This is a genomic window from Clostridium taeniosporum (assembly GCF_001735765.2).
GTDB lineage: Bacteria > Bacillota > Clostridia > Clostridiales > Clostridiaceae > Clostridium > Clostridium taeniosporum.
Genome location: NZ_CP017253.2, coordinates 3,220,366 through 3,246,549 on the forward strand (window position 1 = coordinate 3,220,366; position 26,184 = coordinate 3,246,549).

The 26,184-nt window shown below is 26.9% G+C and carries 25 protein-coding genes and 7 tRNA genes; 9 read left to right on the plus strand and 23 right to left on the minus strand.

Annotated features, from left to right (window positions below; translation table 11 throughout):
- Positions 1 to 46: 46 nt before the first annotated feature.
- The 4 genes from BGI42_RS14495 to BGI42_RS14510 form a co-directional block, all read right to left on the minus strand.
- On the minus strand, positions 47 to 688 hold the full coding sequence (locus BGI42_RS14495; protein WP_069680959.1) for a lactate utilization protein: 642 nt from the start codon (positions 686 to 688) through the stop codon (positions 47 to 49).
- A gap of 302 nt (positions 689 to 990) precedes the next feature.
- Positions 991 to 1,488: an SEC-C metal-binding domain-containing protein gene (locus BGI42_RS14500; RefSeq protein ID WP_069680960.1), complete on the minus strand. Its 498-nt coding sequence runs from the start codon at positions 1,486 to 1,488 to the stop codon at positions 991 to 993.
- Between the two features lie 64 nt (positions 1,489 to 1,552).
- A complete protein-coding gene (locus BGI42_RS14505) occupies positions 1,553 to 2,344 on the minus strand; it encodes an MBL fold metallo-hydrolase (protein WP_069680961.1) in 792 nt (263 codons plus the stop codon).
- Positions 2,345 to 2,383: 39 nt separating this feature from the next.
- Entirely contained in the window at positions 2,384 to 3,646 is a 1,263-nt protein-coding gene (locus BGI42_RS14510) for a UDP-N-acetylglucosamine 1-carboxyvinyltransferase (RefSeq protein ID WP_069680962.1), read from the minus strand.
- Between the two features lie 395 nt (positions 3,647 to 4,041).
- Between BGI42_RS14510 and BGI42_RS14515 the strand changes: the two genes are divergently transcribed.
- The 5 genes from BGI42_RS14515 (at position 4,042) to BGI42_RS14535 (ending at position 8,045) form a co-directional block, all read left to right on the plus strand.
- The gene (locus BGI42_RS14515) at positions 4,042 to 4,581 is read left to right on the plus strand and encodes a hypothetical protein (RefSeq protein ID WP_069680963.1); all 540 of its coding nucleotides are present in this window, start codon (positions 4,042 to 4,044) and stop codon (positions 4,579 to 4,581) included.
- Between the two features lie 181 nt (positions 4,582 to 4,762).
- Positions 4,763 to 5,239 carry a dUTP diphosphatase gene (locus BGI42_RS14520; protein ID WP_069680964.1) on the plus strand — a complete coding sequence of 159 codons (477 nt, stop codon included), beginning with the start codon at positions 4,763 to 4,765 and terminating at the stop codon, positions 5,237 to 5,239.
- A gap of 147 nt (positions 5,240 to 5,386) precedes the next feature.
- Complete coding sequence (locus tag BGI42_RS14525) at positions 5,387 to 5,818, plus strand: DMT family transporter (RefSeq protein WP_069680965.1); 432 nt, start codon at positions 5,387 to 5,389, stop codon at positions 5,816 to 5,818.
- A gap of 67 nt (positions 5,819 to 5,885) precedes the next feature.
- The gene (locus tag BGI42_RS14530; protein ID WP_069680966.1) at positions 5,886 to 6,704 is read left to right on the plus strand and encodes an MBL fold metallo-hydrolase; all 819 of its coding nucleotides are present in this window, start codon (positions 5,886 to 5,888) and stop codon (positions 6,702 to 6,704) included.
- A 135-nt stretch (positions 6,705 to 6,839) separates the two neighbouring features.
- Positions 6,840 to 8,045 carry a S8 family serine peptidase gene (locus tag BGI42_RS14535; RefSeq protein ID WP_069680967.1) on the plus strand — a complete coding sequence of 402 codons (1,206 nt, stop codon included), beginning with the start codon at positions 6,840 to 6,842 and terminating at the stop codon, positions 8,043 to 8,045.
- Positions 8,046 to 8,133: 88 nt separating this feature from the next.
- On the opposite strand, the gene BGI42_RS14540 is transcribed toward BGI42_RS14535, so the two are convergent.
- Positions 8,134 to 9,318: a peptidoglycan DD-metalloendopeptidase family protein gene (locus BGI42_RS14540; protein WP_069680968.1), complete on the minus strand. Its 1,185-nt coding sequence runs from the start codon at positions 9,316 to 9,318 to the stop codon at positions 8,134 to 8,136.
- Between the two features lie 174 nt (positions 9,319 to 9,492).
- Between BGI42_RS14540 and BGI42_RS14545 the strand changes: the two genes are divergently transcribed.
- Both BGI42_RS14545 and BGI42_RS14550 read left to right on the plus strand, forming a co-directional pair.
- Entirely contained in the window at positions 9,493 to 10,482 is a 990-nt protein-coding gene (locus BGI42_RS14545) for a DnaD domain protein (RefSeq protein WP_069680969.1), read from the plus strand.
- Positions 10,475 to 11,455 (plus strand): ATP-binding protein, encoded by a 981-nt coding sequence (locus tag BGI42_RS14550; protein WP_069680970.1) that lies wholly within the window; start codon positions 10,475 to 10,477, stop codon positions 11,453 to 11,455. The genes BGI42_RS14545 and BGI42_RS14550 overlap by 8 nt, the downstream gene beginning before the upstream one ends.
- A gap of 96 nt (positions 11,456 to 11,551) precedes the next feature.
- On the opposite strand, the gene BGI42_RS14555 is transcribed toward BGI42_RS14550, so the two are convergent.
- The 8 genes from BGI42_RS14555 to BGI42_RS14590 all read right to left on the minus strand — a co-directional run bounded on the left by BGI42_RS14555 (position 11,552) and on the right by BGI42_RS14590 (position 12,858).
- A tRNA-Asp gene (locus BGI42_RS14555) sits at positions 11,552 to 11,628 on the minus strand.
- A 14-nt stretch (positions 11,629 to 11,642) separates the two neighbouring features.
- Positions 11,643 to 11,718, minus strand: a tRNA-Val gene (locus tag BGI42_RS14560).
- 13 nt (positions 11,719 to 11,731) lie between these two features.
- Positions 11,732 to 11,806 (minus strand) — tRNA-Glu (locus tag BGI42_RS14565).
- Between the two features lie 22 nt (positions 11,807 to 11,828).
- Positions 11,829 to 11,903, minus strand: a tRNA-Thr gene (locus BGI42_RS14570).
- Between the two features lie 9 nt (positions 11,904 to 11,912).
- Positions 11,913 to 11,989: transfer RNA gene (locus BGI42_RS14575), tRNA-Asp, on the minus strand.
- 6 nt (positions 11,990 to 11,995) lie between these two features.
- A tRNA-Val gene (locus BGI42_RS14580) sits at positions 11,996 to 12,071 on the minus strand.
- Between the two features lie 12 nt (positions 12,072 to 12,083).
- Positions 12,084 to 12,158 (minus strand) — tRNA-Glu (locus tag BGI42_RS14585).
- Between the two features lie 115 nt (positions 12,159 to 12,273).
- A complete protein-coding gene (locus BGI42_RS14590) occupies positions 12,274 to 12,858 on the minus strand; it encodes a hypothetical protein (protein ID WP_069680971.1) in 585 nt (194 codons plus the stop codon).
- Between the two features lie 223 nt (positions 12,859 to 13,081).
- On the opposite strand from BGI42_RS14590, the gene BGI42_RS14595 reads away from it, so the two are divergent.
- The gene (locus BGI42_RS14595; protein ID WP_069680972.1) at positions 13,082 to 14,326 is read left to right on the plus strand and encodes a BaiN/RdsA family NAD(P)/FAD-dependent oxidoreductase; all 1,245 of its coding nucleotides are present in this window, start codon (positions 13,082 to 13,084) and stop codon (positions 14,324 to 14,326) included.
- 147 nt (positions 14,327 to 14,473) lie between these two features.
- On the opposite strand, the gene BGI42_RS14600 is transcribed toward BGI42_RS14595, so the two are convergent.
- From BGI42_RS14600 to proC, 6 genes are all read right to left on the minus strand, one after another.
- Entirely contained in the window at positions 14,474 to 15,223 is a 750-nt protein-coding gene (locus BGI42_RS14600) for an acyl-[acyl-carrier-protein] thioesterase (protein WP_069680973.1), read from the minus strand.
- Positions 15,224 to 15,404: 181 nt separating this feature from the next.
- On the minus strand, positions 15,405 to 15,587 hold the full coding sequence (locus BGI42_RS14605; RefSeq protein ID WP_069680974.1) for a DUF1858 domain-containing protein: 183 nt from the start codon (positions 15,585 to 15,587) through the stop codon (positions 15,405 to 15,407).
- A 102-nt stretch (positions 15,588 to 15,689) separates the two neighbouring features.
- Positions 15,690 to 16,976, minus strand: coding sequence for an adenylosuccinate synthase (locus BGI42_RS14610; RefSeq protein WP_069680975.1), 1,287 nt, complete (start codon positions 16,974 to 16,976; stop codon positions 15,690 to 15,692).
- 493 nt (positions 16,977 to 17,469) lie between these two features.
- The gene (locus tag BGI42_RS14615; protein ID WP_069680976.1) at positions 17,470 to 17,808 is read right to left on the minus strand and encodes a P-II family nitrogen regulator; all 339 of its coding nucleotides are present in this window, start codon (positions 17,806 to 17,808) and stop codon (positions 17,470 to 17,472) included.
- A 13-nt stretch (positions 17,809 to 17,821) separates the two neighbouring features.
- The gene (locus tag BGI42_RS14620) at positions 17,822 to 19,069 is read right to left on the minus strand and encodes an ammonium transporter (protein ID WP_069680977.1); all 1,248 of its coding nucleotides are present in this window, start codon (positions 19,067 to 19,069) and stop codon (positions 17,822 to 17,824) included.
- 432 nt (positions 19,070 to 19,501) lie between these two features.
- Positions 19,502 to 20,302, minus strand: a complete 801-nt coding sequence (proC, locus tag BGI42_RS14625; protein WP_069680978.1) for a pyrroline-5-carboxylate reductase — start codon at positions 20,300 to 20,302, stop codon at positions 19,502 to 19,504.
- A 224-nt stretch (positions 20,303 to 20,526) separates the two neighbouring features.
- Between proC and BGI42_RS14630 the strand changes: the two genes are divergently transcribed.
- Positions 20,527 to 20,886, plus strand: coding sequence for a protein phosphatase (locus tag BGI42_RS14630; protein WP_069680979.1), 360 nt, complete (start codon positions 20,527 to 20,529; stop codon positions 20,884 to 20,886).
- Positions 20,887 to 20,954: 68 nt separating this feature from the next.
- Here the strand turns inward: BGI42_RS14630 and BGI42_RS14635 are convergent, their stop codons facing one another.
- The 4 genes from BGI42_RS14635 to rplI all read right to left on the minus strand — a co-directional run bounded on the left by BGI42_RS14635 (position 20,955) and on the right by rplI (position 26,184).
- On the minus strand, positions 20,955 to 22,172 hold the full coding sequence (locus BGI42_RS14635) for an IS701 family transposase (RefSeq protein ID WP_069679528.1): 1,218 nt from the start codon (positions 22,170 to 22,172) through the stop codon (positions 20,955 to 20,957).
- A gap of 222 nt (positions 22,173 to 22,394) precedes the next feature.
- Positions 22,395 to 23,732, minus strand: a complete 1,338-nt coding sequence (locus BGI42_RS14640; protein ID WP_069680980.1) for a replicative DNA helicase — start codon at positions 23,730 to 23,732, stop codon at positions 22,395 to 22,397.
- Positions 23,733 to 23,832: 100 nt separating this feature from the next.
- Entirely contained in the window at positions 23,833 to 25,725 is a 1,893-nt protein-coding gene (lonC, locus tag BGI42_RS14645) for a Lon family ATP-dependent protease (protein ID WP_069680981.1), read from the minus strand.
- 15 nt (positions 25,726 to 25,740) lie between these two features.
- On the minus strand, positions 25,741 to 26,184 hold the full coding sequence (gene rplI / locus BGI42_RS14650) for a 50S ribosomal protein L9 (protein ID WP_069680982.1): 444 nt from the start codon (positions 26,182 to 26,184) through the stop codon (positions 25,741 to 25,743).

Sequence of the window (26,184 nt, forward strand, 5' to 3'; positions counted from 1 at the left end):
TTATCTATAGTACATAAATAATTTTTATTAAATATTTTTATTCTAATTAATATCCTAATATCTCATTCATAAATATTACATGAATTCTATTTGGATCTACTTGTCTTTTTATTAATGTATATTCATTACAAATTCTTTCTTTACTGCTACAATCCATACATTTTCCTATCTTTGAACATGGAGTTGCTCTATTTAATCTTTTTGCGTTTGCTGGTGCTGATTTCTCTTTATTTCTCTTTATTGCATCATCAATCGTTGGAACTATTTTATTAGAACCTGCGATTATTATTACTTTTTTAGGTCCATAAAGAATTGCTGCTACTCTATTACCGTTTCCATCAACATTGTAGATTTCACCTTTTTCAGTAATAGCATTTGAACTTGTAAAATAAGCATCAGATAAAAACGCCTGCCTATATATTTCATTTACTTCTTCACGTGTAAGATTAGGCTTATTTCTATCTAATAAATCATATTTCCCACTCTTAAGATAGTCCATAACACCACTTTCAAATAATGTCATTGAACCTCCAAATGCAACTCTATTACCTGGTTCTATTATATCTTCTATAATATTTATTATCTCTTCTCTAGATTTAGCAAAATACCCATTCATGTTATTTTTTATTAATTCATCTATTGTTCTTAATATTTTTTGTTCATTTACCCATACAACGTTATTATCCATATTATCACCTCATGCTATAATTTATGCTCAAAATTAATTTATTTAAGTATAAATTATAGCACCCACAAACAAATATTTCCATATGGTATTGAAATAATAATCTTTTATTATTAAGTTTTATAAATAAATTACGATTTAATTCAATCTATAAAAATATAAAGGATACTATTATTTATTTAAAAATTCTATACTTTACTAAATTATTATTGACATCAAAATATCTTAATATTTATTTTTAGCTAAATATACATTAAAATACTTATATATAATAAAAGGGATCTAATTTAGATCCCTTTAAAAAACTATTTTCCACAACACTTTTTATATTTCTTTCCACTTCCACATGGGCAAGCATCATTTCTTCCAACTTTTTCGTTGTTTCTAACAATTTTAGAATCTCTGAATTGTTTTTGAATTTCTTTTCTCTTTTCTTCTGAGAATATTCCATCCCATTGTGGTAAGTTGTAAAGATATTCTGCTTTTGCATCTAACATATTATAATATAAATTTTCTAAATTAATATCTAATACTAATTCAGTATTCTCATCTAAAGTTTCTAAATCATATTGAGTATTTAAACTATCATTTATTCCATCAATAAATCCCATTATAAATTCTAATGAAGAATCATATTCTTTTGCTAAATCAGCAATTGTTGTTTTTTTAGCTTCTTTATGTTTTGCTAGTAAATCCTTATAAATAGTTTTCTCTAGTTTACTATATTCTTGCCAGAAAGCATTTTCCCCTTTAGTCTTTACGTATTCTACAACCATATTAGTCCAATCTGTATATAAACTCATTTTTAAAATCCTCCCTTGATATTGCTTTTATTTTTTATTTTAAATTTATTTTATATTAAGCAATTTAAAACTCTATATATTCACTAGGCTCATGTCTATTTGCCATAGTTAATGTTATGTCATTCTTGTCATTAATTCCATTTTCTCTTAATACATTAACTACTGTTTGATATGCTAAATCTGGTTGATTATTGGTACTACTTAAATGACCTAAAATAACCTTCTTATTAAAACCATTATTTAATATTTCTACAATAGCCTTTGCACAATCATCATTAGACAAGTGACCTATCTCACTTAATATCCTTCTTTTTAAATTATATGGATATGGTCCATATTTAAGCATGCTTACATCATGATTACTTTCAAGTAAAATAATTTCTGATTCTTTAATATTATCATATATTTCTTTTGTAAATGTTCCTAAATCAGTTGCTATACTAACTTTTTTATTTTTATTAGCTATAGTATAACCCATAGGCGATATTGAATCATGTGGAATATTAAAAGCCTTTACATCTAAATCATTAATTTGAGTAACTGATCTTTTATCAATTACCTTTATATTATGTTCTTTTATCTTCCCAATTAATGATTCCATAGCACTCCAAGTATTGGAATTTGCATATATTGGTATATCATATTTTCTTGACAAAACTCCGACACCCTTTATATGATCACTATGTTCATGAGTTACAAAAATCCCATCTAAATCACTTGGGGATTGATTTATTGATTTCAATGCTTCATCAATTCTTTTACCTGGAAGACCTGCATCTATTAAAATTTTTGATTTTTCAGAAGCAATAAACATACTATTCCCACTGCTTCCACTGTATAAAGAACAGAATACCATTTAAATTCCTCCCACCATATCATAAAACATAGCTATATATTATTCTACTATAATTCTCTTTATATCTGCTCCTAAAGCTCTTAATTTATTTTCTATGTGCGGATATCCTCTATCTATATGTTCTATACTTGTTATTTCTGTTTTTCCTTCTGATATTAATCCTGCTATAACCATTGCAGCTCCTGCTCTTAAATCAGTAGCTTTTACTACTGCTCCAGTAAGCCTATTCACGCCTTCAATAATAGCTACTCTACCTTCAACTTTTATGTTTGCACCCATCTTTTTAAGTTCATCTATATGTTTATGCCTGTTCTCCCATATAGATTCAGTAACTATACTTTTTCCAGAAATAGTGCTTAATAAAGCTGACATAGGTTGCTGAATATCTGTTGGGAATCCTGGGTAAGGAGTTGTCTTTACATTTACTGCTTTTAATTCATCACTAGCACAAACCCTTACACAATCATCATCTTCTTCAATTACTGCACCCATTTCTTTTAATTTTGCTGAAATTGACTCTAAATGCTTTGGAATAACATTTCTTACATAAACATCCCCACGAGTTGCAACTGCTGCTATCATAAATGTACCAGCCTCTATTTGGTCTGGAATAACACTATAAGAACAACCATTTAGTTTTTCAACACCTTGTATTCTAATAACATCAGTACCAGCACCTTTAATATTTGCACCCATTGAGTTTAAAAAGTTAGCTACATCAACTACATGTGGTTCTTTTGCCACATTTTCAAGAGTAGTAACACCCTCTGCTAAAGTTGCTGCAATCATAACATTTATTGTAGCACCAACTGATACTACATCAAAGAATATATTTGTTCCTTGTAATTTTTCTGCTTTTACTGTTACAGCACCATGTTCTATAGTAACTTCCGCACCAAGAGCTTCAAATCCTTTTATATGTTGGTCTATTGGTCTAACACCAATAGGGCATCCCCCTGGTAATACCACTTTCGCTTGTTTAAATCTTGCTAATAAAGCACCTATAAAATAATATGATGCTCTCATTCTTCTTACATCTTCACTTGAAGCATCAAATCTACTGACATCTGTACTATCTATTTCTAATGTATTATTATCTATTTTTACTATATTACAACCTAAACTTTCTAATATTCTTTCCAGGCAATGTACATCTTCAATATCTGGTATATTGTCAATTATACATTTTCCTTCACTGGCCATTATAGCTGCTGGTAATATTGCTACAGCTGCATTCTTAGCACCATTGATCTCAACAGAACCTTTAAGAATATTCCCTCCATTTATTATCAATCTTTCCATCGAATTCACCCTATTCATAAAATCTATATTTAAATACGTCAAAGTCCTGATTCTATCTATATTTTAACTAGACATTATTGTCCTATTATATTTATTAAAATCTACTTTTATCATTATATCATAAACTAAATTTATTTAAATATATTTTTTCCTTATATTAATAGTTTTTTAAACATTTTACTTAATAAATTTCCTTTTTATAATATTAAATGTAATATAACCAAATTTTAGTCATATAAATTATGTTTTTTATGGTATATTATTTAAATGATTACATTTTTATTATTATCATTCATATTTTAATTATTCTTCTATTTTTTTATTTGTTTTATTATGTTATAATTTATTAAAACTTTGTAATAGTAAAACATTTTAATCTAGATTGTGAGGTTTACATGAAGTATTATATAGTTGCGGTATTTGATGATGAAACATACCAATTAATTTCCCCTATTCAAAAAAATATGTCAAAAAAATTCAGAGGTAATAGAAATTCACCTTTGCCATTTATTCCTTTATGTATTTTAGATAATCCTAATTTAGATAAACTTTATCCAATGATAAAGAAGATTATATCGCCTTATAAATTTTTTAGAATCGATGCTTTAGATTCTGTTTATGTATGTGACAGTTCTAGAAGTGTTAATTTAAGAATTGATAATAAAGGATACATTAAAAGAATTTCCCGTTCACTTAGTGACATGTTAATTTTAAGTGGATTTAATGTTAAAACATTTGAAAGTAACTTTGTTTCTCTATCAAATTTAGGTTATATATCAAAAGATCATAAAAAACAGGATATAAAATTAAATTTTCCATATTTATATAAACATAAGTCTTATATAAAATTAAAGATAAAAAAAATAGAAGTTTGGAAAATACCTACATCAAAAAAAGATTCACCATTAAAATCATTTGTTTTAAAAGAATTTTAAATATATTTACTTTTAGTAAGAGAGAATTATATTAAACATTAAGTAATTCCCTTTTACTATTATTTTTTTATTTTTAAGAAAATTTTAAATATTTTTTATTGTATTCGTTTTCCATGCTTTCTTTTATTTTAAAACTTTTGTAAAATAAAAATAATGATTTATTAAAGTAGGGGGACTCAGTATGAATGTTAAAGACCTCTTTGAAACTCAAAGAATGATAAATAAAAATTTAACATTAAATAATCAATTAGATAACTGTAAGATTAAAACTAGAAAATATTTAGAATTTAATATTAAAATTAGCGAATTAGCTAATGAGACTAAATGTTTTAAGTACTGGAAAGATACTAGCAATTTCATAGATATGCAGGTTGTATTTAGAAAATATATATCTTGTTTATCACAAATTATTACTATAGGACTAGATAATAATTATTCTGATCTAACTGAAGTTGATGTAAAACCTAATGACTACTGTTTAAGTGATCAATTTCTAAACTTATATATTGATATAAATGATTTAATTATATCACCATCAAAAGATCACTACCTTACTTTATTCGAAGACATCTTAAGTTTAGCAATAACTTTAGGATTTACTCAAGCAGAGATAAAAAATGCATTTTCTAAAAATACGTATGAAAAAGTAGCTCTTTAATTTAGAGTTACTTTTTTTTATTTATAGTATAAAAGTATAGTTATTATAAATAAAACGATACTTATTCTTAAAAATTCTCCTAACTATTTTATTGTAAATCTAATATTTGTCTATTTATATGGTCATAATATTTTTGAGGTGATTTTTATGATTAATATAATATATGCCATAATTTCTGGAATTTCTATGAGTTTGCAAGGAGTATTTAATACAAAATTGGGTGAAAAAATAGGAACTTGGGAAACTAATGTTATAGTTCAACTTACTGGACTAGTTCTAACTTTAGTAATTTCATTTTTATGGGGAAAAGGCAGTTATTCTAATATAAAAAATACTAATAAAATTTTTCTTTTAGGTGGAGCATTAGGTGTTGTTATTATATTTACAGTAATGAAAAGTATTGGTGGAATGGGAACTACTTTTGGTATAGGTACAATATTAATAGCTCAATTACTTTCAGCTGGAATAATTGATGCATTGGGGTTATTTGGTACTGAAAAAATCAAATTTAATCTTCATGAATTTTTAGGAATAGCAATTATGATAGTTGGTATCGTAATATTTAAATGGAAACACTAAATTAATCGTTGTATAATATTCTTAAATTATTATAAATTAATTTATTTAAAATACGAAAGGATTATATATGTCGAATTTTTTTAAAAATATAAATTTCTTATTTCATTTAACTAACAATAATATAAAAGAATATTTTAAAGAAAAAAATTCTATTAAATCAGATCAGTTACAATTAAATTCTATTAATTGGTTTGGTCATGCTACAACAGTCATAAATTTAAGTGGAAAAGTAATTATAACTGATCCTGTCTTGTCTGATTTATTAGGTTATTTTAAAAGAGTTGTTGAAAAACCTAATTACTTAAAAGATCTAAAAATAGATTATATAATTTTATCTCATGGACATATGGATCATATGCATTTCCCATCTCTTAAAAAATTAAATAAGGATGCTATTGTCATTGCCCCTAAAGGATATAAAAGAATTCTTAAATTTTTAGGTTTTAAAAAGGTATTTATTTTACATCCAAATGAAATTTATGAAGATAATAATATTAAAATAACTGCCTATGAAGCAAATCATGATGGACGAAGATTTTATGTAGGAATTGATAATGAAAGCTTATCTTATTTAATTGAAAGAAACTATAGAAAAGTATTTTTTGCAGGTGATACTGCTTTTACTAATAATTTTAAAGGAATTACATCTGATGTTGCATTAATGCCTGTTGGATGTTATATGCCAGAGAGATTTTCTTATATGCATTGTACTCCTACCGAATCTTATAAAATGTTTAAAACGATGAATTCTAAAACAATGATACCGATTCATTATAAAACATTTATAATATCTTTGGAGGACTTTAATGAAACTGAACTTACATTAAAAAATATAAAAGATAATAACATTAAAATAATTGATATTGGTGAAACTTTTGTTTTCTAATATTATCTTATATACATAGGAAATTAAATTGTACTTTTTAATTGTATAATAATAAATATTTTAGTTAACTTGTGTATTAACAAAACACTTATTATTCATATACTATATATTGAAATAACTAATTGGGAGAAAAATATGTTCGGATTTTCATATAAAAATAAATTAGATCCTAATTTAAAGTACTATATGTCTAATAATTGTTATAAAAAATATAGAGTGCTAGTAAAATATAATAATTTTCAATCCTCTATAGAAAAAAAGGTTAAATCATATAAAGGTAAATTACATCATGTTATAAAATCTGCTAATTTAATAAGTGCAACTTTAACTTCTCGAGGAATTGAAAGACTTGTAGAATATCCAGAAATAGAAAAAATTTATTTAGATGAATACCTTTTTCTTTGTGGTATGAGTGTTACTACGGCTAATAAAGTACATTTTTCAGAAAAATATAAGCTATCTGGAACTGGAGTTGGCATTGGAATTGTAGATAGTGGTGTATTTCCTCATCCTGATTTAATATCACCTAGTAATAAAATATCTTTATTTGTTGATTTGATTAATGACTTAAATTATCCATATGATGATAATGGGCATGGTACATCAATTAGTGGTATTTTATGTAGTGGTGGACTTGCCTCAAATGATATGTACAAAGGAATAGCACATAAAAGTAAGCTTTTTTGTTATAAAGCCTTTGATAAATTAGGAAAAGGGTTTGCTTCTGACATATTATATTCAATAGAATCTTTAGTAGAAATATCTAAAGAAAATAACATAAAAATATTGTGTTTACCATTTGAATTATTGAGTCATAATACATTTATTATTTCTTGTTTTAATTTATCATTTAAATATGCAGTATCAAATAATATTATTCCTATAGTTCCTAGTGGAAGCACTTTAAATTCATCATCTAATATTATGGGAATATCCACATGTGACAATTGTATTACAGTTGCCGGCTTAAACAGTACTACACCAATATTAAGACCTTATGCATATTCTTCAGCTGGACCATTTGGAAAATCAGAAAAACCAAATTTATCTGCTTCTTGTGTAAATATAGTTTCATTAAACAGTGATACTAATTATTTAAGTGAAAAAAATGGTTTAAAAATTTATCCTAAAAAACTTGATGCACCATATAAAACTTTTACTGGAACTTCACTAGCTGTAGCATATATTAGTGGATTATGTGCTTTATTATTTGAAAATAATCCTGAGTTAACTTTTAATGATTTAATTTCATTATTAAAAGTTGCTTGTGATCCTGTTGATGATATTTCTAAAGTTATTTGTGGCGAAGGCATTATTAATATTGATAGATTAATGCCCTAGATTAATAAAAATAATAAATACTAACAGTATTTATTATTTTTATCTTTTTAATGTTATAACTTAACCTTATTTTTTATATAAAATAATTTTACTTTTTAATATAAGCTTCTGGATTTATGGGAACTCCATTTGATCTTAATTCAAAATGTAAGTGAGGTCCTGTGCTTCTTCCTGTACTTCCTACTGCTCCAATAACTTCTCCTTCTTTAATTTTTTGTCCTTTCTTTACCTTAATTGAACTTAAATGACCATAAAGTGTTTCTAATCCGTTCTCATGTTTTATTTTAATCATATTACCATATCCACTTACAACGCCAGCTTCTTTTATAATACCATTAAAAGCAGCTGTAACTGGATCGCCTGTATTTCCTGCTATATCTATACCATTATGTTTCCTTCCCCATCTTGAACCAAATTTCGAAGTAATATATCTACCTCTAGTTGGATATTTCAAAAATGTTACTTTCGCTCCTATTGGTGTTTTACTTCCTCTATATTCAATCCTATCTTTAGGTTCTTTTAATACATATTCAGAAATTATATTTTCATTTATCTTTTTTCCATTACAATAAGTAACTTCTGAATTAACTTTTTTACTACCTTTTTCACCTTCTTTAACAGTAATTTTTCCTATATACATACTGTCATCCCTCTTTATTTTAGTTTTGGGTTCTATAGTTACTTCTTTTTCTTCTTTAACTTTAACTTTTACTTTTATATTTTTATCATTTACCATGTTATTAACTATTTCATCAATATCATTAATTTTTGAAACTGGTACTTTAACATCTAAATATTTTATATCACCTTTTATTTCAGTATCAATTGTTGAATCTAAATTTATATTAAACTTGTTTACATTTTGTATTATAAAGTCTTTTAATACATCCTTAGCTTCATCTTCATTTAAAACTATTCCATAATTTTTATCATTTATATTTATCTCTTTTGCATTAACTTCATCATTAATAGCTTTCTTTATATTCTTTTTAATACTTTTTTCACTTGATTTATCTATATTATCTTTATTAACTTTAAACTTTACCTTCTTATCTTGTACTAAATCTATTCCTAACCTTTGATTTATTTCATTATTAATCTCGCCATAAATTTGTTTAAATTCTTTTTTATCATCAGTATATCCTACTAACCTTCCACCTATATATGCTTCATATGTTTTTTTAACATTAGCATCTGCTATTAAAATTATTGAATTAAATATAAATATAACGCAAACTATAAATTTAATTACTTTAATTTTTCTAGTGTTCATAATTTAGTCCTTTCATTTTCTAATTTAAAAATACAACTTATAATCTATCCCATTACACAAAATTTATTCATTTCTTTAAATATTAGTTGTTTTCTCTGTTTATTGTGGTTATAATGTTGGTTTGTTATAATAATTTACAAAGACTTTTATTATGGAAGGTAGGTAGTAATAATTATGAGCACTTTTATGCTAAAAAATAAGCCACCAGCATTTACTCCTGTAAGTAATATTTTTATTGAAAAATATATGCCTAAAGCTAGAGGAGAATTTATAAAAGTTTACTTACTAATGTTAAAGTATAGTACTTGTAATGAATTAGGAGTAAGCTCATCAATACTAGCTTCCTCTCTTAACTTATTAGAATCTGATATTATGAATGCATTTAATTATTGGAATGATGAAGGTGTTATAAAATTTACACCAATTGATAATATGGGAAATTTTAATATAGAATTTTTGAATCTATCAGAGGAAAATGTAGATGATACAAAACAAGTTGACTTACTTAATGCTCTTGATGAAAATAATACAAAAGATATGTTAAAACATATAGAAAAACTATTAGCTAGACCTCTATCCCCTAAAGAAATGTCAATTTATTTAAATTGGCAAAGAGAATTAGGGTTTTCTTCAGAATTAATTTTAATATTAATAGAATATTGTGTATCTAAAGGAAAAGTTGATGCAAGATATATAGAAAAAGTAGCTTTATCTTGGCACGATTTAAAAATAAAAACTGTGGAACAGGCTCAAAATTTAATAACGAAAACAGAAGATAAGTGGTTAAATATAAGAAAAATTCTTAATTATCTTGGTATTAAAAATACTGAAATTATGAAGCCTCAACAAGATATTATGGAAAAATGGCTTTTAGTTTACAAATTTCCTACTGAAATAATATTCAAAGCATGCAATATATGCTTTGAAAGATTAAATAGGTCAGATTTTAAATATATTGATGGTATATTATCTAACTGGTATAAAAATAATATAAAAACATTAGAAGATATAGCAATTAAAGATAAAACACCTAAAAATAAAAGTTATAAAAAAATTAATTATTCATCTGAAAAGCCACCTCTTAAGTTTAATAACTTTGAAGCAAGAGAATATGATTATGATTCTTTAGAAAAAAAATTACTAGGATGGGATAACAATGATTAATGGATATCAAGCAGAAATATTAAAAATATATGAAAACATTAGAGAAACTGAAGCTAAAAGTTTAAAATTACGAAGATTAGAAGTTTCTAGTATTTGTCCTGAAATATTGGAATTAGATAATGAAATTCAAAGAATGTCTTTAAGAATGTCTCTGGAAATAATAAAATCTGATGATGGCGAAAAAACTTTGAGGGAATTTAAAGAAAAAATTATTGATTTAAGAGTTAAAAAATGTGAAATGCTTGTAGCAAATGGCTTTGACCCTGAATATTTAAACTTAAAATATACTTGCAATAAATGTAAAGATACTGGATTTATCGGTGCAAATAAATGTAATTGCTATAACCAAAAACTTATTAGGCTTTACTATAAAGATTCTGAGTTAGAAAACACTATAAAAGAAAATAATTTTAATAATTTTGATTTAAATTTATTTTCAACTCATAGATTAGGAGATGAAAAGTATTCTCCAAGAAAAAATATTGAAAATATATTGAACTATGTTTTAAATGATTATATTCCAAATTTCTCAACCCAAAATACAAACTTATTGTTTTATGGCAATCCTGGTAGTGGAAAAACTTATTTATCATATTGTTTATCAAAAGCTATATTAGATAAAGGCTATCTTGTAGTATATAAAACTTCTGACGAATTAATTAAAAACTTAAGTGAGATAAGATTTAATAATAATTATAACTTAAGCGAACTGCTTTTAAATTGTGATTTATTAATAATTGATGATTTGGGGGCAGAACATTTAAATGAATTTTCTATAACAGAATTATTTAACATTATTAATAAGAGAATCTTAAATAAGAAAAAAATGCTTATTTCTACCAATTTAACATTACCAGGTATAACAAAACAATATACAGAAAGAATAGCTTCTAGATTACTTGGTGATTTTAAACTTTGTAAATTCTATTCAGAAGATATAAGAATTAAAAAAAATCTACAAAAAAACAAATAAAAAAATAGCTTCTATTAATTTTAGAAGCTATTTATATATATATTAAGTAGTTATTGACTTTGAAAAATAAAAAACTCTAGTAAAACTAGAGTTTGTTGGCGACTCAGAAGGGACTCGAACCCTCGACCTCCGGCGTGACAGGCCGGCACTCTAACCAACTGAGCTACTGAGCCATGTTAAGTTTTTATGGTGGGCACAACAGGGCTCGAACCTGTGACCCTCTGCTTGTAAGGCAGATGCTCTCCCAGCTGAGCTATGCGCCCATAAGGATAAAAATGGTGACTCCTAGGGGAATCGAACCCCTGTTACCACCGTGAAAGGGTGGTGTCTTAACCGCTTGACCAAGGAGCCATATTAATTTGTTTTGTTTAAATGGAGCTGGCAATAGGAATCGAACCTACAACCTGCTGATTACAAGTCAGCTGCTCTACCGTTGAGCCATGCCAGCTAATTTAATTGGCGACTCAGAAGGGGCTCGAACCCTCGACCTCCGGCGTGACAGGCCGGCACTCTAACCAACTGAGCTACTGAGCCATCTTATGGTGGGCACAACAGGGCTCGAACCTGTGACCCTCTGCTTGTAAGGCAGATGCTCTCCCAGCTGAGCTATGCGCCCATAAGATAAAAATGGTGACTCCTAGGGGAATCGAACCCCTGTTACCACCGTGAAAGGGTGGTGTCTTAACCGCTTGACCAAGGAGCCTTGATTTTTCTTTTTTCGTGACCGTGTTCCCGACCACATAGACTATAATACATAATTTTATATTGTGTGTCAACACATTTTTAAAATTTTTTTATTATTATATTTTTACTTAGTATTAAATCAATAATTTTTGCTCATTTTTATCCTTAGCCTTTAATGCACTAATAGCCTTCCCAAACCCTGATAACATCCTATTTCTGTGTTCTATTTCTTTTTCAACTTTACTTATTTCATTAAAACAAATATTTAAAAAATTTTCTTCAGAAATTTTATTAATAATTATATTATATCCTTCTTTTTTAAAGTTTTGTCCTGATGATAATACCTCTATAGGAAACTTATTGTTTACCAATATTAATATTTCCTTTTCCCAAATACCTCTCCTATTTATCTTATATTTGTCTTTTAATACATTTAATTCTACTAATTTTTCATCTATTTCATCTTCTAAAGATTCAAGTAATGCCATATAAAAGAAAATAGATATTCCTTTTGTTAATTTAATTTTTAAAAATTGTCTATTCTCTATAAGAAATTTATCAACTTTATTTTCAGGTATTAATTCTAAATCTTTTAATTTAAAAGTTTTTAAACCACTTCCTGTAGGATAATTTATTAAAGCTTGATCAAAATTCATTCTTCTAATTTCAAAAGTTGCTTCAAAATCTTCTAATTCTTTATTAATAATTTTTGCTTTCACAGTTAAAATCACCACTTCGTTAATTATTTTTAAATAAATCTTTAATCCATATAATTTAACAATCATATTAAAATAATAATATAGATTTAATTAACCCTTGTCTTAATGTTTATTATTCCTTACTTTTAAGATTTATATTACTATGTTAGAATTTATTTAAGTACTTTAGAAAATAATTATATAAGTATTACTTTATAATTCATTCAATATAAGGAGATTACATATGACTCATCATGATTTAATAATTATTGGCGGTGGAGCTTCAGGATTAATTGCTGCAATAATAGCTAAAGATCTAGGAAAAGATGTAGCTATAATAGAAGCAACTGATAGAATCGGTAAAAAAATTCTTACTACTGGAAACGGTAGATGTAATATATCTAACAATAATATCTGTTCTCCATTTATTAATTTTCATAGTGAAAATAATAATTTTTTCACTAAAACTTTAGATAAATTTACAGTAGAAGATACAAAAAACTTATTTTTATCATTAGGTTTACCTCTTGTAGAACTTGAAAATGGAAAAATGTTTCCTAAATCACTTCAAGCTTCTTCTGTAGTAGACATATTAAGAATGTCTTTAAATGACAAAAATATTCCTTTATACCCAAATTGTAAAGTTACAGATATAAAAAAATCAAAAAAATTTGTTATTCATACAAATAATGAAGAATTTAAAGAATTTAGTTGTAAAAATTTAATTCTAAGCTGTGGTGGTAAATCTGCTCCTAAAACAGGTTCTGATGGATCTGGTTTTAAACTCAGTAAACTTTTAGGTCACAGTATAATAGAGCCTCTTCCAGGGATTGTACAACTTAAATTAGACTATCCTTACTTAAAAGCATTATCAGGAATTAAATTTAATGGTGAAGTAAGTATTATAATTGATGGTAATGTAATTAGAAAAGAAAAAGGAGAAATATTGTTTACTGATTATGGAATATCAGGACCACCTATTTTACAATTATCTTCTTATGCTTCAAAAGCACTTTATAAAACGAAAGATATAAAAATAAGTGTAGATATGTTTCCTAATGAAACCAAAGAAGATGTAGAAAACTTTATATATACTCATTTTTCTATTTTTAACTATAGAGAAATATGTTCTTGTTTAATAGGTGTAATAAATAAAAAAATGATTTCAACACTTTTAAAAGATGTAGGGATTAAAGATATTCATTCTTGTTGCTCTGAATTAGATTGGAAATATTTAAATATACTAATTTCAAGATTGAAAAATTGGGAATTTAAATGTATTGGAACTAACGGATTTTCTAATGCACAAGTTACCTTAGGTGGAGTTAATACTAAAGAAATAGATGATAATACATTAGAATCAAAATTAATAAAAGACCTTTTCTTCTGTGGTGAAATAATTGATGTTCATGGTGATTGCGGTGGATTTAATTTACAATGGGCTTGGAGCTCAGGATATTTAGCAGGTAAATCTGCTGCTGAAAAATAAATTTTATATTTATAAAACCAGTTACAGTTTTACTTATCTATTGCATATATAAACACTATTAAACATAATATTAAATTAATTAAAAAATATAAAGTCATATCAAATTATAATTACTAAATAATATTTTGATATGACTTTATTAAAATATTATTTTTTTACCCAATCTGCTTCTAAAAATGTTATTTCTATTCCTTCATCATTTTTTATTTTATGATATGTTTTTAAAGTATTATCATCTATTTGTCTTAAAGTTGCTGTTGATGATATTGTTTTTCCATAAGTAGTTTCTTTTGCAAACAACACTTTAATTCTCTTTAATTCATATTTCTTTATAGTCTCAAGAGGTACTGCCTCAATTGCCCATTCTATATATTTCACATTATTTACATGTTTATTAGAATCTATATCACTGTATCTTATCTGGAAGTCTTTAATAAATTGTTCTTCCTTAACTTTCTCTATATCTTCCATTGAAACATCATGGTCTAAATCGTTGTCTACACCATAGAATTCATATTGCTCTTTTTGTATTCTCACAGGTCTTCTTTTTTCAATATTTATTAAGAAAAATAAAGCTAATGCTTCACCTATTAGAATACCTTCTGAATCTTTAATATAATATTTTCTTAATCCATAAAATTTTTTAAATCCTATAGCTTCTGTTGTTAAATTTATAGTTTCTCCAAACTTAGGGTATCTGTACATCTTTATATCATATTTGTAAAATACCCATGTACAATTATTTTTTGTGCAATACTCCACTCCTCCACCTACTGATTCAGACTGCCTACTACCAACATCACATATATAGTTAATAATAGACGATAGCTTACATTTTAAATTGGCATCTACGTCATAATAATTTACCTCATATTTTTTACTAAAAGCTTTTCCCATAACTATATCATTACTAAAGTAAAATTAAATTTTTTACTTTAGTAATATATCCCCCTTCCTTTATATACATAATATATATTATACTGCAAATTATTCCTATATATAAACAATACAGTTTAAATATTTAAATAAAATAAAAAAAGACTGCTACAAAATATAGCAATCTCTTCATATTTAATCTCTATTTATTTAATGCTTCTATTAATTCGTCTAAGTTAAGACCATGTACCATAGCAGCTTCTTCTATTGTTTCAGCTTGAGCTGATGGACATCCAACACATCCCATACCAAAACTCATTAAAGTTTCAGCTTTAGATGGATCATTTTTAACTACTTCACCAATTGTCATGTCCTTTGTTATCATATTTTTCACCTTCTTATTAATAAAACTTAATTCATACAAATATTATCTACTATGAATTATATTTTATCCTAAAAATAAAGTCAATAATATTAATACTTATTATTATATACTATCTATTCTTATTGTGTGTTCTCTCTTCGGACCAACACCAATTATAGAAATTTTAGTATCTGTAAATTCAGCTATTCTATTTAAATATTTCTTGGCATTTTCAGGTAACTCATCATATGTTCTAGCTTCAGCTACACTTTCATCCCAACCATCGAATTCTTCATATATTGGTTCACATTTAGCTAGATCTTCTAAACTTGCTGGGAAGTAATCTATAACTTTTCCATCAAATTTATATCCTACACATACTTTTAATTTTTCTAATCCTGCTAATGTATCTATCTTAGTAACAGCTAATGAAGTTAATCCACTTACTCTTGCAGCTGTTTTAACTATAACTAAGTCTAACCAACCACATCTTCTTGATCTCCCAGTTGTTACTCCATATTCATGACCTTTTTCTCTTATCCAATCTCCAGTTTCATCTAATAATTCTGTTGGGAATGGGCCTTTACCAACTCTTGTAGTATATGCTTTTGTTATTCCTACTGCATTAGTTATCATACTAGGACCAATACCTATTCCACTACATACTCCACCAGCAGTTGTATTAGATGATGTAACATAAGGATATGTTCCGTAATCTATATCTAAAAGCATTCCTTGTGCACCTTCAAATAATACAGTTTTATCTGTCTTAATATTTTCATAAACCTTAACTGAAGTATCTTGAACAAACGGTCTTAATTTCTTTCCATATTCTAAATATTCATTTAATATTTCACTAAAGTTTAAAGGCTCTCCACCTAATACTTTAGTAATATAATCATTTTTCATTCTTATATTTTCTTCTAATTTTTCTTTAAAAACATCTTCATGCATAAGATCGCAAACTCTAATTCCACATCTTTCAAATTTATCTGTATAACATGGACCTATACCTTTTCCTGTAGTTCCAATATCATTCTTACCTCTTGCCTTTTCTTTTAAAACGTCTAATGTTTTATGATATGGCATTATAAGTTGTGCTCTATCACTTATGATTAATTTTTCTGGTGTAACTTTAACTCCCACACCTTCTAAGTAATTTATTTCTTCAAATAAAGCTTTAGGATCTACTACAACTCCATTTCCAATAACATTTAATTTGTCATCATATAAAATTCCTGATGGAATTAAATGAAGTTTGTATTGCTTATCGCCAACTTCTACAGTATGACCAGCATTATTACCTCCTTGAAATCTAACAACAACCTCAGCTTCCTCTGCTAAATAGTCTGTCATCTTTCCTTTTCCTTCATCTCCCCATTGGGCTCCTAAAACAATAAATGCTGACATTTGTTTGCCTCCTTAAATACAAGCTTTAATAGCTTTTATATAAAAATATTTGGATATTTATTTTTTTTAAATAACTCTCCTTTTAAATAGTAGCAAAGTAGATTCGTATGGTCAACTAAATATCGAATATTTTTTTAATTTTTTAAAAGATAATTCGTATAATTGAACTATTGTAAGAATTATATCAATATATATTAATAAAACCATTAAATAGTGTTTATATACATATTTATTAAGAATCTCTAAAATTTCATAAAAAAGATAAGTAAAATAGAAATTAAATCAAATTGCAAAATAAATAATTCTAAAGATTCAAGACTAACCTATACCCCTTGTGTTGTAAAACATTGTATATAAATGTATTAAGACTCTGATAAAACATATGAATACACCTGAAAATTAAATTCCATTGCTGTTATATCATATTGTACTGCACATTATGACTTAAAATAAAAGCATCGTAAATCAAACAAATTTACGATGCTTTTATTTATTACAATGCTTTATTGCCTCTTTCACCAGTTCTAATTCTGATACATTCTTCAATATTTATAACAAATATTTTTCCATCTCCGACTTCACCAGTTCTTGCTATTTCTGAAATTAATGAGATAACTTCTTCCACTTTATTATCTTCAACAACAATTTTTACTTCTATTTTAGGTAATACATTAGTTATCACTTCACTACCTCTATGATATTCAGTCCAACCATATTGATTACCACATCCCATAACTTGATTAATAGTTATACCATTAATATTTTTACTTTTTAAAGCTTCCTTAATCTCCTCAAGTTTTGAAGGTCTAATGATGGCTTCTATTCTTTTCATAATATTTTCCTCCTTAATCCAATCCAGTAAATGCAGGATAAGCAGATTCACCATGTTCAATAACATCAAGTCCATCAGCTTCTTCATAGCTTTCAACTCTAATATCACCAAATAATTTCATAACTTTTACAATTAATAAAGTCATAATTACTGAAAATATAATAGTTATTATAATGCTTATTATTTGAGCCATAAAAAGTCTAGTATCTCCAAATAAAAGTCCATTCCATTGTACTGCTGGATTAATAGATGTTTTTGCAAAAATTCCAGTAGCAATTCCACCCCAAACTCCACCTATTCCATGGCAACCAAAAGCATCAAGTGCATCATCATATCCAAATTTTGATTTTACTTTTCCAATAAATAAGAAACATATTGGTGAAACTAATGCTCCAATTATAATTGAAGACCAAATCGGAACAAATCCTGCTCCAGGTGTAATTGCAACTAATCCTACAACTGCTCCTGTTGCTGTACCAAGTACTGTTGGCTTACCATGTTTAATTTTTTCAATTAACATCCATGAAAGCATAGCTGCTGCTGCTGAAGTATTTGTTGTCATAAATGCATGAACAGCAAGTGAACCAGCACCCAACGCACTTCCTGCATTAAAACCAAACCAACCAAACCAAAGTAGTGCTGCCCCAAGAACTACAAGTGGTATATTATGAGGTTTATATGACATCATTCCATAACCTCTTCTTTTTCCAAGCATAATGCAAGCTACAAGTCCAGAAACTCCTGAACTAATGTGTACTACATTTCCACCTGCAAAATCAACCGCACCAAGCTCTTTAATCAATCCTCCATCACCCCATACCATATGAGCCATTGGATAATATACTAAAACTGACCAAACTGTAATAAAAATAAATAAAGATGAAAATTTCATTCTACCTGCTAAAGATCCTGTTATAAGTGCTGGTGTTATTATTGCAAACATCATTTGAAATATAGCAAAAAGTAATTGTGGTATATTACTTGCATATGCTGCATTAGGTTCTGAACCTACATTTACAAGTCCAAATAAATCAAATCCACCTATTATTCCATGAAAATCTTTACCAAATGACAATGAATAACCTATTAAAACCCACATTATAGAGGCAAGTCCACAAATGAAAAATGATGTCATAATTGTATTTAAAACATTTTTCCTTCTCTCCATACCACCATAAAAAAATGCAAGCCCAGGTGTCATTAAAAATACAAATGCCGAACAAATCATAATAAACGAAGTATCTGCTAAATTAATATCCATAAAAGCTCCCCCTTTAAATTAAATATTACTTATTAATTTAAAAACTTTTAATTGCTAGCTTTAAAGTTTCAAATTTTTATAATTAATATAAAAAAAAGGAGTTAAAAAACTGCGAATTCATCACAATTTTTAACTCCATTGTTATGCTTTATAGTATATTATCGTAATATAATTTTGTCAATAATATTTCAATATGAAAAATTTTGAAAATTATATTTATACCTTTAATTTTTAAAAATTATTCACAATAAATCATAAGAAAACTTATCCACAGATATATTTTTTAAAATTTATCCACAAATTATATCTAAAAAAGTTATCCCCATAAAATATTTAAATTTTTATCCACAAAACAGAGGGAGCAATAAAATTCTCCAAAGTTTTGCTTATATATAATAATTCTCATAAAAGATATTTATTTTTTATAATAAATTACATGTTTTTAGACTTTTCTGCGCATTTATCTATAGCTTGAATAATACTACTTCTAAAACCTAACTTTTCTAATTCAATTACAGCATCAATTGTAGTTCCAGCTGGTGAACAAACTGCATCTTTTAATTCTCCCGGATGTCTTTCTGTATCTAAAACCATTTTTGCAGATCCTAATACACTTTGAGCTGCCATCTTATAAGCTTTATCTCTAGGTATACCTAACTTTACAGCTCCATCAGCCATTGCTTCTATAAACATAAATACATATGCTGGAGAAGATCCACATAAAGCAATAAATGCATGAAAATCTTTTTCTGCTATATCAACACATTCTCCAAAACTTTTAAATATTTTTTCACAAAATTCCATATCTTCTTTAGTTACATTTTTATTAGGACAAATAGCTGACATGGCTTTTCCAACTAATGCTGGTGTATTTGGCATGCTTCTAATAATTTTATGTTTATTGCTTATTAGCTCCTCTAATTTTCTGATAGTAATACCTGCAGCCACACTAATTATTAATTTATCCTCTGTTAAATCATTTTTAATTTCATTAATAACTTCTTCAAACATATAAGGTTTAATAGACAGAATTATTATATTAGAATTTCTAACCACATCTTTATTATTAGTACTAGTATTTATATTAAATTTATTCTTTATATTTATTGCTGAATTCTCTGTCCTTGTAGAAACAAATATATCTTCAGGCATAAAGGATCTTGAATTTATTAATCCACCAACCATAGAACTACCCATATTTCCACAACCAATAAAACCTATTTTTCTATTCATAAATTAGCCCCCTTCTTTTTATTTTTATCATATATTTACACTATATTTTAGGTAATGTTAATATATCAAATACAAAATAAATACTACACTTGTACTTTACACTAATAATATAAACATCTTCTAAAAACATAACCTGTTTTTAAATTTTTCTCCACCATAATCATAGTATAGCTACTCTTCTATTTCATAAAATAATAATGACATTAGAAGGGAGGTTAATATCTATGATGAGCGATTCTCTACTTTGTTATAATTCTTTATTAAATAAAGAAGATTTTATAAACTACTTTTTAGATAAAAATACCTTAGACTCAAAAATTCCTAAAATTAATTTGAAAGAAACTTGTAATTTTTATTATGTAGACATACTGTTTTCTAGTGAAAAAAATTATTTTATAGAGGTTTTCTACAAAAATAATTTTCTAATCTTTAAATTTTATGAATCTAATAATATTAATTATAATTTTAAAAGAATCTACTATTTAGAAAATATTAATATAGATGAACTCTCTCTTTCTAAAAATAAAAAACAAATAAAAATTAATATTCCTAAATTAAATATTTATAAAAATAATCATATTTAATATTTAATTAAAAGTGGAGAGGTTAAATTTAATAATTCTACTAGACTTGTGCAGTAAATAGGAAAAATTTAAGCTACTAGTCCTAATTTGGAAATAGTAGACTCTAGATTAATCCCGTTATCTGCACATTCATGTGCAAAAGCAACTATTTTTACCAAATAGTTGTTTCGGAAGTGTAATATTACATCACCGATATTTTTCAATTTATATAATTTACCATATTTAACTCTGAAAAGCTCAAGGAAAGTATACGTTAAAAATATCATACTCCAATATCTATGTATTGATTCTAAAGATTGAATTTGAAATTCATCAAAACCAAGAGCTGTTTTATGATATCTATAACTTACTTCAATATCCCAACGCTTTTCGTAGTATGAAATTATTGTTTTATTATCAAGTGAAACATCAGTACTTATAATGAATGCTGGCTTATCAGATAAATCACTTTTAGTCCAGCTTATAAGTACAACGGCATTTTCTATATCGTTGAGTTTTCCTTCATATCTATAAACGTAGTACTTGTTGTTACTAGCGGTAACTAAGCTAGTTTCATTAGTTCTAATGTATGAAGAAAACTCTTTTACATTTGTTTTAATGCCAGCAGGATATATCACTCTGTTAGATTTTATTCTACCGATAGTGTGACAACCATTTATTAAACCGTGAAGCAAAATTTTTGCTGAAGTATACCATGAATCAACTAATAAATAGTTGTTTTTAGTTGCAGGAGCAAATTCATTTATTAGTTCCATTGCAAGTTCATTTTTATCTAGAAATTTTTTAGATAGCTTTTTACTAGATTCCTTTCGGTGATATTGTTTGAAATTCAGAGGTATAGAATAATCATTAATCTTATAGTGGGATGTAACTAAGCAGTGAGACCACTTCGGTTTGTTACCATCAGCATGAGAATTGTGAAAATCTAAACCTTCAATTTTTTTACTTGAAGTATTTTTCTTACTCAAGGTATCATCAATAATTAGGAATCCAACATCACTATCTTCACAAGTATTGGAAATTTCAGAGATTGCATGAAATATGCATTCTTCCGTAACATATTCATGATTCCATGAATATGAACTTAGGAATCTTGAACCAGTACTTCTGTGTCGGTTAGATGTAATCTTATTGTAAGCTGAAGAAATAGTCTTATTTCCTTCGGTTACGATTATTCCAGATGTTAAATTTACCATATGATTCTTTAACGCAGAAGAATATGGAATATTTAACTCTAAAATATAGTTGCTAATAAATTCGTTTTGGTTTAATATTGTTGTCGGCATATAAATCTCCTTAGGTTTTAGTTTTGCAACAATAAATCTAGCATGTTTGAGGTTTATATGCTACTTTTTTATATAATTTTTCTTTTGGTAAAATATGAATTATAAACCAATGGTAAATTTTCTTAAATCAATGCACAAGTCAAGTAATTCTAATTAAAAATCTAAATAATAGTATCTCTCTTCTCTCCACTTTAAAATATAAAAATCATATTAATTTAGATTTTATTCTCTATGAATAACATCTAAATTTCCAAATTTACTGTATTGACCAAGCCATGCAAGTTTTACTGTTCCAACTGGACCATTTCTTTGCTTAGCTATTATACATTCACCAATATTCTTATCCTCAGTTTCCTTATTATAATATTCATCTCTATATAAGAACATAACAAGGTCAGCATCTTGTTCTATAGATCCTGATTCTCTTAAATCTGATAACATCGGTCTATGATCTGCTCTTTGTTCTGGAGCACGGGATAATTGTGATAATGCTATAACTGGGCATTCCATTTCCTTAGCTAATGCTTTTATAGATCTTGATATTTCTGATACTTCTTGTTGTCTATTATCACTTCCTGAACTTCCAGACATAAGTTGTAAATAGTCTATAACTATTAAATCTATACCATATTCCATTTTTAATCTTCTACATTTAGATCTCATTTCCATTACTGAAACCCCAGCAGTATCATCTATATATACTTTAGCTTTAGATAAAGGTCCTGTAGCTCTAGCTATGTTCTCCCAATCCTTATCATCTAATTCACCGGTTCTAAGTCTTAACATATCAACATTAGCTTCAGAACAAAGCAGCTTATAAGCTAATTGTTCTTTTGACATTTCTAAAGAAAATACAACTACACTTTTCCCCTCTCTTAATGCTGCATACTCAGCTATATTTAATGCAAAAGTAGTTTTTCCCATAGATGGTCTAGCCGCAATTAGAATCATATCACCCTTTTGGAAGCCTGATGTTTTTGCGTCTAAATCTGCAAATCCAGATCCTACACCTGTAATTTCTCCTCTATTATTAAAAAGTCTTTCTATTTCAAGAAAACCTCTTTCTAATACATCACTTAATGGTTCAAAATCTTTCGATGTTTTCTTTTCAGCTATATCAAAAATCCTTTTTTCAGCACCATCTAATACATCTTCAACTTCACCTTGATTGTTATAGCTAGCTTCTATTATAGAGGTTGAGGCTTTTATAAGTCTTCTTAAAACTGATTTTTCTTCTACTATTTTTATATAAGAAGATAAATTAGCAGTAGTGGGAACTGAAGCACTTATTTCTGTTATATATGTTACTCCACCAGCTCTTTCAAGCATCTCTGTGCTTTTTAGATTTTCTAAAAGAGTAACTAAATCTACAGCCATATCTTTTCTAAACATATCTAATATAGTTCTAAAAATTATCTTATGACCATCTCTATAAAAATCTTCTTCTTCTAAAGTTTCTAAAACTTTAGCTATAGCAGATTTATCTATAATCATAGAACCTATAACCGATTGTTCAGCTTCTATGCTTTGAGGTAAAGTTCTCATAACTTGTGACTCCAAAAAACAATCCTCCTTTTTCAAATTTAATAAAAATTAATATAAACTTTGATTTAAAGTTTTAATTTAAAATAAGCTTCCTAATTCAAGGAAGCCTATTTCATTATTCAAAAACAATATCCATAATTTCTTCTATAGTACTTACCGCTTTAACATCTACGTCTTTAAGCCCCATAGGGATTTCTTTTTCATTATCCTTAGGAACTAAAACTCTCTTAATACCTTTTCTTCTAGCTCCATAAATCTTTTCAAATATTCCACCTACAGGTTTTACTTTTCCTCTTAAAGATATCTCACCTGTTACTGCTATATCTTGTTTTATAGGTTTCTTTAATAATGCACTTATTATACATAATGTAATTGCAACCCCTGCTGATGGTCCATCAATTTTTCCTCCACCTATAACATTAACATGTATATCATAATCTTTTATATCTTTATCAGTTATAGCTCTTATAACTGAAGCTGCATTAAACACTGAATCTTTAGCCATAGAACCTGCTGTTTCATTAAATCTTACTACTCCAGCACCTTTCTTTTTAGCTTCAAAAACATTTGCTTCAATTTCAATAGTTGAACCTAAAAATCCACTTACACCTAAGCCATAAATATGACCTATTTCATATTCTTCAGTAGTATCAAAAACTTCAAAAGGAACATATCTTCCAACAGATAATACTTCATCTAAATATTCTAATTTTATTTCAACATTATCTTTATCTTGCTTTTCTATGTATAATGCATATCCATAAGCGTCTGTTAATATATTAACTGCTTTTCTACCTTCAAATGTATAGTTACTAATTTTCTTAGCAACACCTTCTTCTAAAGTAACATTTAACTTTTCAGCAGCTTTTTTAACTATAAGTTCTATATCATCAGAAGATAATGGTTCAAAATAAACCTCAGTTGCTCTAGATCTTAGTGCTGGATTTATTTCACTTGGACTCTTTGTCGTAGCACCAATTAATACAAAATCTGCTGGTGCACCATTATCAAATAAATACTTTATATATTTAGGAGTTGATTCATCATCAGGATCATAATATGAAGATGAAAATTCTACTCTTTTATCTTCTAAAACTTTTAAAAGCTTATTTTGTAATATATGATCTAATTCTCCTATTTCATCTATAAATAATACTCCTCCATGTGCTTCAGTAACTAATCCTGGCTTTGGTTCAGGTACTCCTGCTTCTGATAAATATCTCTTACTTCCTTGATATATAGGATCATGTACCGATCCTAATAAAGGATTAGTTATCTCTCTTGGATCCCATCTTAAAGTAGTTCCATCTACCTCAACAAATTTTGATTCATCATCAAATGGAGTAAAATTTAATTTTTTTGCTTCTTTTAAAGCTAATCTTGCTGCAGTTGTCTTACCAACTCCAGGTGGTCCGTATAATATAATGTGTTGAGGATATGGAGAAGATAACTTAGATATTAATGACTTAATAGCACGCTCTTGACCTACTACTTCATCAAAACTATCTGGTCTTAAAAAGCTCATGATGTTTTTACTAGTTACTTTTTGATCTAAAGAAATTAAATTATTTAATTTGCCCTTAGTATTATTATTTTCAACACCCTTTTGCTTTTTAATCACAGATAATCTTACTTCATCAATATATTTTTCTTGTTTCTCCATTATTGCCTGTTCAACCTTCATTTCTATTTTGTTTTGAACATATTTTTTGGCAATTTCATTTACAATTAAATCTATTACGATCTTAATTTCTTGTTCTAAATCCTCTTCTTTAGGAATTCCTTTTTTTTCGCCCTCAGATAATATAGTTTTTAAAGCAAATACTTTATCACAATTATCTTTTGATTTTACATACTTATCTAATTTAAATCTAACAACTCTAGATCTAAATGCCCCTTTATCTAAAATATTTTTAGTTACATTAAATAAAGCATCTATTTGAGCTTCTGTTGATAAATTCCCACTCATTATACTATTTAATAAGTTTGTTTCTTCATTTGATTTCAAAACAAATCCTCCTTATTATTGTGGAATTATATTTACCTTCATTTTTGTGCTAACTTCAGGATATAATTTTACTTCTACTTCATAATTTCCTGCTAATTTTATTGTATCCATTACTATTTTTTTCTTATCTATTTCAACATTATATTGAGTTTTTATTAATGCAGAAACATCTTTGCTAGTAATAGCTCCAAATAATTTTCCGTTTTCACCTATTTTAGTTTTTATTGTTATTTCTTTTCCTTTTAATTCTCCAGCTAACTTTTGAGCTGCTTCTATTTCAGCTAATTTTTTCTTTCTTTCATTTTCTTTTTTATTATTTAAAATATGCATGTTAGCAGCAGTAGCTTCTTGAGCTAATTTCCTAGGAAATAAAAAATTTCTTGCATATCCATCTGAAGCTTCTATAACTTCACCTTTTTTACCTATCTTTTTAACATCTTGTAATAAAATAACTTTCAT

Bases quoted from the DNA above. Each gene is read 5' to 3' on its own strand.
- BGI42_RS14545 (WP_069680969.1), top strand. From the start codon at position 9,493: ATGAGCACTTTTATGCTAAAAAATAAGCCACCAGCATTTACTCCTGTA.
- BGI42_RS14630 (WP_069680979.1), top strand. From the start codon at position 20,527: ATGATGAGCGATTCTCTACTTTGTTATAATTCTTTATTAAATAAAGAA.
- BGI42_RS14525 (WP_069680965.1), top strand. From the start codon at position 5,387: ATGATTAATATAATATATGCCATAATTTCTGGAATTTCTATGAGTTTG.
- BGI42_RS14610 (WP_069680975.1), bottom strand. From the start codon at position 16,976: ATGTCAGCATTTATTGTTTTAGGAGCCCAATGGGGAGATGAAGGAAAA.
- BGI42_RS14515 (WP_069680963.1), top strand. From the start codon at position 4,042: ATGAAGTATTATATAGTTGCGGTATTTGATGATGAAACATACCAATTA.
- BGI42_RS14520 (WP_069680964.1), top strand. From the start codon at position 4,763: ATGAATGTTAAAGACCTCTTTGAAACTCAAAGAATGATAAATAAAAAT.
- BGI42_RS14550 (WP_069680970.1), top strand. From the start codon at position 10,475: ATGATTAATGGATATCAAGCAGAAATATTAAAAATATATGAAAACATT.
- proC (WP_069680978.1), bottom strand. From the start codon at position 20,302: ATGAATAGAAAAATAGGTTTTATTGGTTGTGGAAATATGGGTAGTTCT.
- BGI42_RS14615 (WP_069680976.1), bottom strand. From the start codon at position 17,808: ATGAAAAGAATAGAAGCCATCATTAGACCTTCAAAACTTGAGGAGATT.
- BGI42_RS14495 (WP_069680959.1), bottom strand. From the start codon at position 688: ATGGATAATAACGTTGTATGGGTAAATGAACAAAAAATATTAAGAACA.
- BGI42_RS14540 (WP_069680968.1), bottom strand. From the start codon at position 9,318: ATGAACACTAGAAAAATTAAAGTAATTAAATTTATAGTTTGCGTTATA.
- BGI42_RS14510 (WP_069680962.1), bottom strand. From the start codon at position 3,646: ATGGAAAGATTGATAATAAATGGAGGGAATATTCTTAAAGGTTCTGTT.
- BGI42_RS14535 (WP_069680967.1), top strand. From the start codon at position 6,840: ATGTTCGGATTTTCATATAAAAATAAATTAGATCCTAATTTAAAGTAC.
- BGI42_RS14635 (WP_069679528.1), bottom strand. From the start codon at position 22,172: ATGCCGACAACAATATTAAACCAAAACGAATTTATTAGCAACTATATT.
- BGI42_RS14600 (WP_069680973.1), bottom strand. From the start codon at position 15,223: ATGGGAAAAGCTTTTAGTAAAAAATATGAGGTAAATTATTATGACGTA.
- BGI42_RS14505 (WP_069680961.1), bottom strand. From the start codon at position 2,344: ATGGTATTCTGTTCTTTATACAGTGGAAGCAGTGGGAATAGTATGTTT.
- rplI (WP_069680982.1), bottom strand. From the start codon at position 26,184: ATGAAAGTTATTTTATTACAAGATGTTAAAAAGATAGGTAAAAAAGGT.
- BGI42_RS14595 (WP_069680972.1), top strand. From the start codon at position 13,082: ATGACTCATCATGATTTAATAATTATTGGCGGTGGAGCTTCAGGATTA.
- BGI42_RS14605 (WP_069680974.1), bottom strand. From the start codon at position 15,587: ATGATAACAAAGGACATGACAATTGGTGAAGTAGTTAAAAATGATCCA.
- BGI42_RS14620 (WP_069680977.1), bottom strand. From the start codon at position 19,069: ATGGATATTAATTTAGCAGATACTTCGTTTATTATGATTTGTTCGGCA.
- BGI42_RS14500 (WP_069680960.1), bottom strand. From the start codon at position 1,488: ATGAGTTTATATACAGATTGGACTAATATGGTTGTAGAATACGTAAAG.
- BGI42_RS14530 (WP_069680966.1), top strand. From the start codon at position 5,886: ATGTCGAATTTTTTTAAAAATATAAATTTCTTATTTCATTTAACTAAC.